The sequence below is a fragment of the Achromobacter sp. 1011811831 genome, assembly GCF_059760905.1.
This window is the reverse complement of record NZ_JCBANG010000016.1, coordinates 84,569-92,727: the sequence shown is the minus strand read 5'-3', so window position 1 is coordinate 92,727 and position 8,159 is coordinate 84,569. Positions and strand designations below refer to the sequence as shown.

Genomic DNA, 8,159 nt, shown 5'->3' with positions numbered 1-8,159 from the left:
TCGCGGCGGGACGGTAAAAATAAACGGTGCGGAGGCTGAATTACACCATGCCGGCGGGCAGGGCCGCGGCGGGCCTCAGGCGGCCGCGGCTTCCCGGGTGTCGACGATGTCGACCGAGAAGGTCAGCTCTGCGGTCTTTTCCAGCATGGCCGAGGCCGAGCAGTATTTCTCGTGCGATAGCTGCACCGCGCGCTCGACCGCGGCGCGGGGCAGGTCGCGGCCGGTCACGGTGAAAGCGAAGTGGATGCGGGTGAAGACCTTGGGGTCGGCGTCGGCGCGTTCGGCCTGGAGCTTGACGCTGCAGCCGCTCACCGCGTGCCGGCCGCGCTTGAGGATCAGGACCACGTCGTAGGCGGTGCAGCCGCCCGTGCCGGCCAGCAGCATTTCCATGGGGCGGGGCGCCAGGTTGTGGCCGCCGCCGTCCACGGCGCCGTCCATCACGGCCACGTGGCCGCTGCCGGTGCTGGCGGTGAAGAGCATGCCCGAGGGGCCGCCCCAGTCGATCGTGCATTCCATGTGCGTGTGTCCTTGAGCTTGAGCGCAGTCAATGGCTGATGATACCCGTTGCGTACAATCCCCAGCACGAGAGTCCCGCTCCGCGTCAGGGGCGTTCGACCAGATTTCCAGGAGTTGCTCATGCCCGCTGCCACCTTCCCGTCGTTTTCGCGTCGTTCCGGCCCGCTGGACGCGCTGCTGGCCGAGGCGGACCGCGCGCTGCGGGTGCTGTCGGGCAACGCCACCGCCGGCCGGCCGAACCCGGCCAGCGCCGAAGAACTGCCCACCGCGCTTTCCGACAAGGAAAAACGCCACGCGGCGGGGCTGATGCGGGTGAACCACGTGGGTGAGGTCTGCGCCCAGGCGTTATATCGCGGCCAGGCGTCGGTCTGCCGCGAACCCGCCGCCCGTGCCCTGTTGCTGGAAGCCGAGGCCGAAGAGGTCGATCATCTGGTCTGGTGCAATCAGCGCCTGACGGAACTGGGCAGCCGGCCCAGTCTGTTGAATCCCGTCTGGTATGCAGGCTCCTACGCCCTGGGCGTGGTGGCCAGCTATGCCGGGGTGCCGCGCAACCTGGGTTTCATGGCCGAAACCGAGCGGCAGGTCGAAGCCCACCTGGATGGCCACCTGCAGACCTTGCCGCCGCAGGACGAGCGCTCGCGCCAGATCGTGCGCAAGATGAAGGAAGACGAGGCACATCACCGCGCCAGCGCGGAAGCCGCGGGCGGCGTGCCTCTGCCCGCGCCCGTGCGCGGCGCCATGCGCGCCATGTCCAAGATCATGACCACGACGGCGTACTGGATCTGAGCGGTATCGGATTGCCGCCGTGCGCGACGGCAATCCGAACGGTGTTTGTTGCAGTGCGCAAAAAATGCCGCACAATGGTGCCTGAGCACCGGTTTGGTGCAAAATTCGATCGGGGATTACCCGAAATGCACCAGGGTATGCCCGAAAGGGGTTAACCCGTTAAGCAAAAACCCGGCGTTTGGGTAGATCGTTGATTCATGCGGGTTTGCGCAGCACCAGGCCGAACCTTGCTGCTAATTCACAACGCCCGACGCTCGCCATTCCAGGTTTAAAAATAATTCTTGCATCGCACAAAAAAGATCGGTACTATGCATCTCATCGGATGTTGAAACGCAGACGGCGCGGTGCAAACCCCGGATGCCAAGTCGAGCGAAAGCCGCTCCCAACATGCCACGGTTGTCTCCTCCACCCTCCTCCTTTGGTGGATTTAGCCCGAGATCTCACGATCTCGGGCTTTTTTTTATTTCTGCGAGATTTGTCCCTAATTTTATGGATGAGGCTCGGCCCGACAGCAAAACGTCAGGTCGCAGCCCCTGATCGATATTCGCGTTTTCCCTTGGAGATTTCGCATGCGCCGGGGCGGAAAGCTCTACAATTACCCGATGATGATTGTGTCGCCGCAATGCCGCGGTTTCACCGTATCCGACCGCCCTGTCGATCGGATCGGACGCGGATGGGTGGCCCGGCGCCGGGTGTTACGTTCTGTCCCGGTGATTTGCACTTCCTTATTGCTGCCATATATGAGCGTTACACCTGCCCCGGATAATGGCGGGCTTGTCTCGATAGACCAACCTGAGGTGACTCTGTGACCTGGCTGTACATCTGCGTGGTCGCGTTCATGGTGGGGGGACTCATCGTGGTGTCGGAGCGCTGGCATGGCGCATTCACCGGCGACAGCGATCTCAACAAGCCGCAAGCGAACCATTCCCGCGCCACGCCGCGCGTGGGCGGGCTGGCGGTGCTGGCCGGCACGCTGGCGGGCCTGCTGGTGCTGGGCCCGAGCAACATGACGCTGACCTGGCTGTGGCCGGCGCTGTTCGTGGCCGCGCTGCCCGTGTTCGTCGCGGGCCTGCTCGAAGACATCACCAAAGACATCGGCGCCAGCAAGCGCCTGCTGGCGGCGTTCGGTTCCGCCGCCATCGCCTGGTGGCTGCTGGGCGGCGTGAGCCGCGTCGGCATGGCGCCGGTCGACTATGTGCTGTCGTTCTGGCCGGTATCCCTGGTCTTCACCATGTTCGCCGTGGGCGGCTGTACCCATGCGCTGAACATCGTCGACGGCATGAACGGTCTGGCCGGCATGGTCGCCACCCTGATGGCGGTGTCCATCAGCCTGGTGGCCTTGCAGGTGGGCGACATGCCGATCTTCATGATCGCCGCCGCGCTGGCGTCGGCCACGCTGGGCTTCCTGGTCTGGAACTTTCCGTTCGGCCGGGTCTTCCTGGGCGACGGCGGCGCGTACTTCCTGGGCTTCATGCTGGCCGAGCTGGCGGTGCTGCTGGTGGTGCGCAATCCATCGGTGTCGCCGTTCTATGCCCTGGCGGTGCTGTTCTACCCCGTCTTTGAAACCGGTTTCTCGATCTGGCGCCGCCGCTTCAAGCGCGGCGTGCCGGTGGACCAGCCCGACGCGCTGCACCTGCACCAGCTGGTGTTCCGCCGCCTGGTGCGCGTGACCTTCAGCCGCGGTCGCCGTCATGCGGTGCCGGCGCTGTGCAATGCGCTCGCTTCGCCCTACATGTGGGTGCTGGCCTTGATCGGTCTGGTGCCCGCCACCATCTGGTGGGACAACGCCTGGGCGCTGGGCGCGAGCCTGCTGGTATTCGCCGGCGTCTACATCTGGCTGTATGCGCGGCTGGTGTCCTGGCGCAGGCCGGGCTGGCTGCTGCTGCCTTCGGTATTGAAAACCCATTGAGGCTTTGAGGTCCCGGATGCGCGTGTCCGGGAAACCCGATTGCTCAACACACTCATTGTTTCACCGTCTTTGAAGTGCCATGTCCTTTTCATGGCCAAGGGAGAGTTATGCTGCGTATTCAGGATGTGAAGCTCGCCGTCGTCGGCCTGGGCTATGTCGGCCTGCCGCTGGCAGTCGAGTTCGGCAAGAAGCGTTCCGTCATCGGCTTCGATATCAACGCGCGCCGCATCGACGCCCTGAAGGCCGGCCATGACCATACGCTGGAAGTCAGCGATACCGAACTGGCTGAAGCCGGGCAACTGAGCTACACGGCCGACCGCGCCGAACTGGGCCAGGCCAATGTCTTCATCGTCACCGTGCCCACGCCGATCGACGAGTACAAGCAGCCCGACCTGACGCCACTGGTCAAGGCGAGCGAGACCATCGGCGCCGTGCTCAAGCGCGGCGATATCGTGATCTACGAATCCACCGTCTATCCGGGCGCTACCGAAGAGGATTGCGTGCCGGTGCTGGAGCGCGTATCGGGCCTGAAGTTCAACGTGGACTTCTACGCCGGCTACAGCCCCGAGCGCATCAACCCGGGCGACAAGGATCACCGCGTCAGCACGATCAAGAAAGTCACGTCCGGTTCCACCCCTGAAGTGGCTGAACTGGTCGACCAGCTCTACAAGCAGATCATCACCGCCGGCACGCACAAGGCGTCCAGCATCCGCGTGGCCGAGGCCGCCAAGGTCATCGAGAACACCCAGCGCGACGTGAACATCGCGCTGATCAACGAACTGGCCCTGATCTTCAACAAGATGGGCATCGACACCGAGGCCGTGCTCAAGGCCGCCGGCACCAAGTGGAACTTCCTGCCGTTCCGTCCGGGCCTGGTGGGCGGCCACTGCATCGGCGTGGATCCCTACTACCTGACGCACAAGGCGCAGTCCATCGGCTACCACCCCGAGATCATCCTCGCGGGCCGTCGCCTGAACGACTCCATGGGCGGCTACGTGGTATCGCAGCTGGTCAAGTCCATGACCAAGCGCCGCATCCATGTGCAAGGCGCGCGCGTGCTGGTGATGGGCCTGACCTTCAAGGAAAACTGCCCGGACCTGCGCAACACCCGCATCGTCGACATCGTCAAGGAACTGGGCGACTACAACGTGGACGTGGATGTGTACGACCCGTGGGTCGATCCGCAGGAAGCCGTGCATGAATACGGCATCACGCCGGTGGCCAAGCCGGAAGCCGGCAAGTATGACGCCGTGATCCTGGCCGTGGCGCATCGCCAGTTCGCCGACATGGGCGCGGCCGAGATCCGCAAGCTGGGCAAGCCCGAGCACATCCTGTACGACCTGAAGTACGTGCTCTCGCCCGCTGAATCCGATCTGCGCCTGTAAGAGGAGATCCTGGCATGAGCACCCGATTCGAAAGCATCTCCCGGGATCTCGCGGCCGCGCCGCGCAAGTGGCTGGTGACCGGCTGCGCCGGCTTCATCGGCTCCAACTTGCTGGAAACCCTGCTGAAGCTGGGCCAGACCGTCACCGGCCTGGACAACTTCGCCACCGGTCATCAGCGCAATCTGGACGAAGTGCGCGCCAGCGTGTCGGCAGAACAATGGGCGCGCTTTACGTTCATCGAGGGCGACATCCGTGACCTGGCCGCCTGCCAGCGCGCGGTGCACGGCGTCGATTTCGTGCTGCACCAAGCCGCGCTGGGTTCGGTGCCGCGCTCGCTGAAGGATCCCATCACCACCAACGACGTGAACGTCGGCGGCTTCCTGAACATGCTGGTGGCCGCGCGCGACGCGCAGGTCAAGTCGTTCGTGTACGCGGCATCCAGCTCCACCTATGGCGACCACCCGGCGCTGCCCAAGGTGGAAGAGAACATCGGCAATCCGCTGTCGCCGTACGCCGTGACCAAGTACGTCAACGAACTCTATGCGGACGTGTTCGCGCGCTCGTATGGCTTCGAGACGGTCGGCCTGCGTTATTTCAATGTCTTCGGCAAGCGCCAGGATCCGGACGGCGCCTACGCCGCCGTGATCCCGAAGTGGACCGCGGCCATGATCAAGGGCGACGAAGTGGTCATCAACGGCGACGGCGAGACCAGCCGGGACTTCTGCTTCGTCGCCAATGCCGTGCAGGCCAACCTGCTGGCCGCGATGGCGCCGCAGGAAGGGCGCAACCAGGCGTACAACGTCGCCGTCAGCGGCCGCAGCACGTTGAACGACCTGTTCGGCTTCCTGGTGCAGGCGCTGGGCCGCCAGGGCGTGGCCTATGCCAAGCCGGCCAAGTATGGCGAATTCCGCGCCGGCGATGTGCGCCATTCGCAGGCCGACGTCAGCAAGGCCGGCCGCCTGCTCGGTTATCAGCCCACGCACACCGTGCTGCAGGGGCTGGACGAGGCGATGCCCTGGTACACGCAATTCCTGCGTTGATTTGAAAGCACTCATCCGCAAACTCGGCAACATCCACCCGGACCACCAGCGTATTTTCAAAGGCGCGTTCCGGGTGGCGGTGTTCCTGCTGCTTGGCAAGGCCGCGGGCGCCATCAAGGAAATGGCGGTGGCCTACCGCTATGGCGTCAGCGACGCGGTCGATGCCTACCAGTTCACCATGACCATGGCGACCTGGCTGCCGGTCACCATCGTGGGCGTGCTGTCGGTGGTGCTGATACCCGTGCTGGTGCGCCTGCGCCGCGCAGAGCGCGCTGAGCGGGATGATTTCATCCGTGAACTGCAGGGCTGGGTACTGGCCGCCGGGATCGCGCTCGCGCTGCTGACCTGGCTGGCCTGGCCTTATGCGCTGGATTGGCTGGGTGGCGGGCTGTCGCCGCAGGTGCGCGCCATGACAGGCGATCTGCTGGTGGCGTTCGCGCCGGTCTCGGCATTGCTGCTGGTGGCCGGCATCAGCGCCGCGCGCCTGCGCGCCCATGAGCGGCACGTCAACACGCTGCTGGACAGCGTGCCCGCCGTCGCCACGCTGGCATGGGTCATGCTGGCGGTCAGCGCCGATGGCGTCGGCCCGCTGCTGTGGGGCACTCTCGTTGGCTACGCCATCCAGACGGTCTGGCTCGCCTGGCTGGCCGCGCGGGCCGATACCGGATTCTGGGGGGCGCCACGCTTTACCTTGCGCTCGCCGCACTGGCCGGAATTGATGGGCGCCGCCGGCGTGATGCTGATCGGCCAGGTGGCGATGAGCTTTGTCGGCCCGCTGGACCAGTATGCCGCCGCCAATCTGGGGGCCAACGCCAACGCGACGCTGGGCTACGCCAGCCGGTTGCTGTCCTTGATCCTGGGCATCGGCGCGGTGTCGGTCGGTCGTGCCGCGCTGCCGGTGCTTGCAGACGTGCAGAGTCGCGGCGATACCGCGCGTGCGCGGTCCATGGCATTGAAGTGGTCGCTGCTGATGGTGCTGGCCGGCGCCGGCGCGGTGGCATTGGGCTGGCTGCTGGCGCCCTGGGGCGTTTCGGTGCTGTTCCAGCGCGGCGCCTTTACGGCGGAGAATACCCAGGCCGTGGCGCAGGTGCTGCGCTGGGGGCTGCTGCAACTGCCGTTCTATTTTGGCGTGCTGATCCTGGTGCAGTTGCTGGCGAGCCAGAACCGCTATCGCCTCATGTCCGGCATTGCCGTCGCCAACTTTGCGCTGAAGGCGGCGCTGAACGCCGTGCTGGCGCCTCGCATGGGCGCGGCCGGCATCATGCTGGCGACCAGCCTGATGTACCTGCTGTCCTTTGCCTGCTATCTGGCCGTGGCCCTGCGCCGCGCCGAACCCGAAAAGGCCGACTGAATGCCCGCCCTTCAAAGCGCCTCCCGCCCGCAGCGCGTGCTGCTGTTCATTCATTCGTTGCACGGCGGCGGCGCCGAGCGGGTGGCCGTGGACCTGAGCGCGCATTGGGCGCGGGCAGGGCGCGACGTCATGGTCGTGACCCAGGCCGGCAAGGAAGACGACGCTTATGCGCTGGATCCCAAGGTGAGCAGGGCGGTGCTCAACACCGTGGGCGAGGGCGGCGGTTTGCGGGGCATCTGGAGCAATGTGCGGCGCGTGCGCGCGCTGCGTCGCGTGATACGTGAATTCCGTCCCGATATCGTCCTGGGCATGATGACCACGGCATCCGTGCTGTCGGTGATCGCCGGCGCCGGTCTCGGGTGCCGCGTCATCGCCACCGAGCACACGCATCCGCCGTCGCAGGCCATGTCTGGCTTCTGGCAGCGTCTGCGCCGCTGGACCTATCCGAAGGCCGCGCGCGTGGTGGCGCTGACAAGCGGCACCGCAGCCTGGATCGAAACGCACGTGCCCGGCTCACGGCTGGCAGTGATCCCCAACCCGGTGCATTGGCCGTTGCCGCAGGCCGAGCCGCGCAAGTACCCCGAGCCCAGGCCTGGACGCCGCCGCCTGCTGGCGGTGGGGCGGCTGCACCAGGACAAGGGCTTTGATCTGTTGATCCAGGCTTTCGAGCAGCTGGCGTCCGCGCATCCCGACTGGGATCTGGTTATCCTGGGCGAGGGCGGCGAACGCGCCGCGCTGGAAGCACAACTGCGCCAGTCCGGGATGCAGGACCGAGTGTGGATGCCCGGCCGCGTCGGCAATGTGGGCGATTGGTACGCGAGCGCGGATCTCTACGTCCTGACATCGCGGTTCGAGGGCTTGTCGAATACGCTGCTCGAATCCATGGCCAGCGGCCTGGCCGCCGTTTGTTTCGATTGCGATACAGGGCCGCGCGAGGTCGTGCGCGATGGCGTCGATGGCGTGCTGGTGCGGCCCAATGGCGACGTGCCTGCGTTGTGCGCGGCGCTGGACGCGGTCATGGGCGATGACGCGATGCGTGCGCGCATGGCGGCCGCCGCGACCGATGTGCGCGACCGTTTTTCGGCCAACCGGGTGTTGGCCCGCTGGGAAGAACTTTTTGACGGCGTGACGCGGGCGGGCCGTTAGGCCGCTACGCAGCGCCGTCGCGATAT

The 8,159-nt window shown here is 65.7% G+C and carries 7 protein-coding genes; 6 read left to right on the top strand and 1 reads right to left on the bottom strand.

Annotated features, from left to right (window positions below; genetic code table 11):
• Nucleotides 1-75 precede the first annotated feature (75 nt).
• A complete protein-coding gene (locus AC6LJ9_RS09145; RefSeq protein WP_103271101.1) occupies nucleotides 76-516 on the bottom strand; it encodes an OsmC family protein in 441 nt (146 codons plus the stop codon).
• Between the two features lie 120 nt (nucleotides 517-636).
• Here AC6LJ9_RS09145 and coq7 point away from each other — a divergent pair, with 120 nt between their 5' ends.
• The 6 genes from coq7 to AC6LJ9_RS09115 all read left to right on the top strand — a co-directional run bounded on the left by coq7 (nucleotide 637) and on the right by AC6LJ9_RS09115 (nucleotide 8,133).
• The gene (gene coq7 / locus AC6LJ9_RS09140; RefSeq protein WP_498147313.1) at nucleotides 637-1,302 is read left to right on the top strand and encodes a 2-polyprenyl-3-methyl-6-methoxy-1,4-benzoquinone monooxygenase; all 666 of its coding nucleotides are present in this window, start codon (nucleotides 637-639) and stop codon (nucleotides 1,300-1,302) included.
• An 805-nt stretch (nucleotides 1,303-2,107) separates the two neighbouring features.
• Nucleotides 2,108-3,211, top strand: coding sequence for an MraY family glycosyltransferase (locus AC6LJ9_RS09135; protein ID WP_103271099.1), 1,104 nt, complete (start codon nucleotides 2,108-2,110; stop codon nucleotides 3,209-3,211).
• 107 nt (nucleotides 3,212-3,318) lie between these two features.
• The gene (tviB, locus tag AC6LJ9_RS09130; protein WP_498147312.1) at nucleotides 3,319-4,596 is read left to right on the top strand and encodes a Vi polysaccharide biosynthesis UDP-N-acetylglucosamine C-6 dehydrogenase TviB; all 1,278 of its coding nucleotides are present in this window, start codon (nucleotides 3,319-3,321) and stop codon (nucleotides 4,594-4,596) included.
• 14 nt (nucleotides 4,597-4,610) lie between these two features.
• The gene (locus AC6LJ9_RS09125) at nucleotides 4,611-5,636 is read left to right on the top strand and encodes an SDR family oxidoreductase (protein ID WP_498147311.1); all 1,026 of its coding nucleotides are present in this window, start codon (nucleotides 4,611-4,613) and stop codon (nucleotides 5,634-5,636) included.
• A gap of 1 nt (nucleotide 5,637) precedes the next feature.
• On the top strand, nucleotides 5,638-6,987 hold the full coding sequence (murJ, locus tag AC6LJ9_RS09120; RefSeq protein WP_498147310.1) for a murein biosynthesis integral membrane protein MurJ: 1,350 nt from the start codon (nucleotides 5,638-5,640) through the stop codon (nucleotides 6,985-6,987).
• The gene (locus AC6LJ9_RS09115; RefSeq protein ID WP_392410047.1) at nucleotides 6,988-8,133 is read left to right on the top strand and encodes a glycosyltransferase family 4 protein; all 1,146 of its coding nucleotides are present in this window, start codon (nucleotides 6,988-6,990) and stop codon (nucleotides 8,131-8,133) included.
• The last annotated feature ends 26 nt before the right edge of the window (nucleotides 8,134-8,159 follow it).

Coding starts and splice junctions, on each gene's coding strand:
- coq7 (WP_498147313.1), top strand. CDS start 637: ATGCCCGCTGCCACCTTCCCGTCGTTTTCGCGTCGTTCCGGCCCGCTG.
- AC6LJ9_RS09145 (WP_103271101.1), bottom strand. CDS start 516: ATGGAATGCACGATCGACTGGGGCGGCCCCTCGGGCATGCTCTTCACC.
- AC6LJ9_RS09125 (WP_498147311.1), top strand. CDS start 4,611: ATGAGCACCCGATTCGAAAGCATCTCCCGGGATCTCGCGGCCGCGCCG.
- tviB (WP_498147312.1), top strand. CDS start 3,319: ATGCTGCGTATTCAGGATGTGAAGCTCGCCGTCGTCGGCCTGGGCTAT.
- AC6LJ9_RS09115 (WP_392410047.1), top strand. CDS start 6,988: ATGCCCGCCCTTCAAAGCGCCTCCCGCCCGCAGCGCGTGCTGCTGTTC.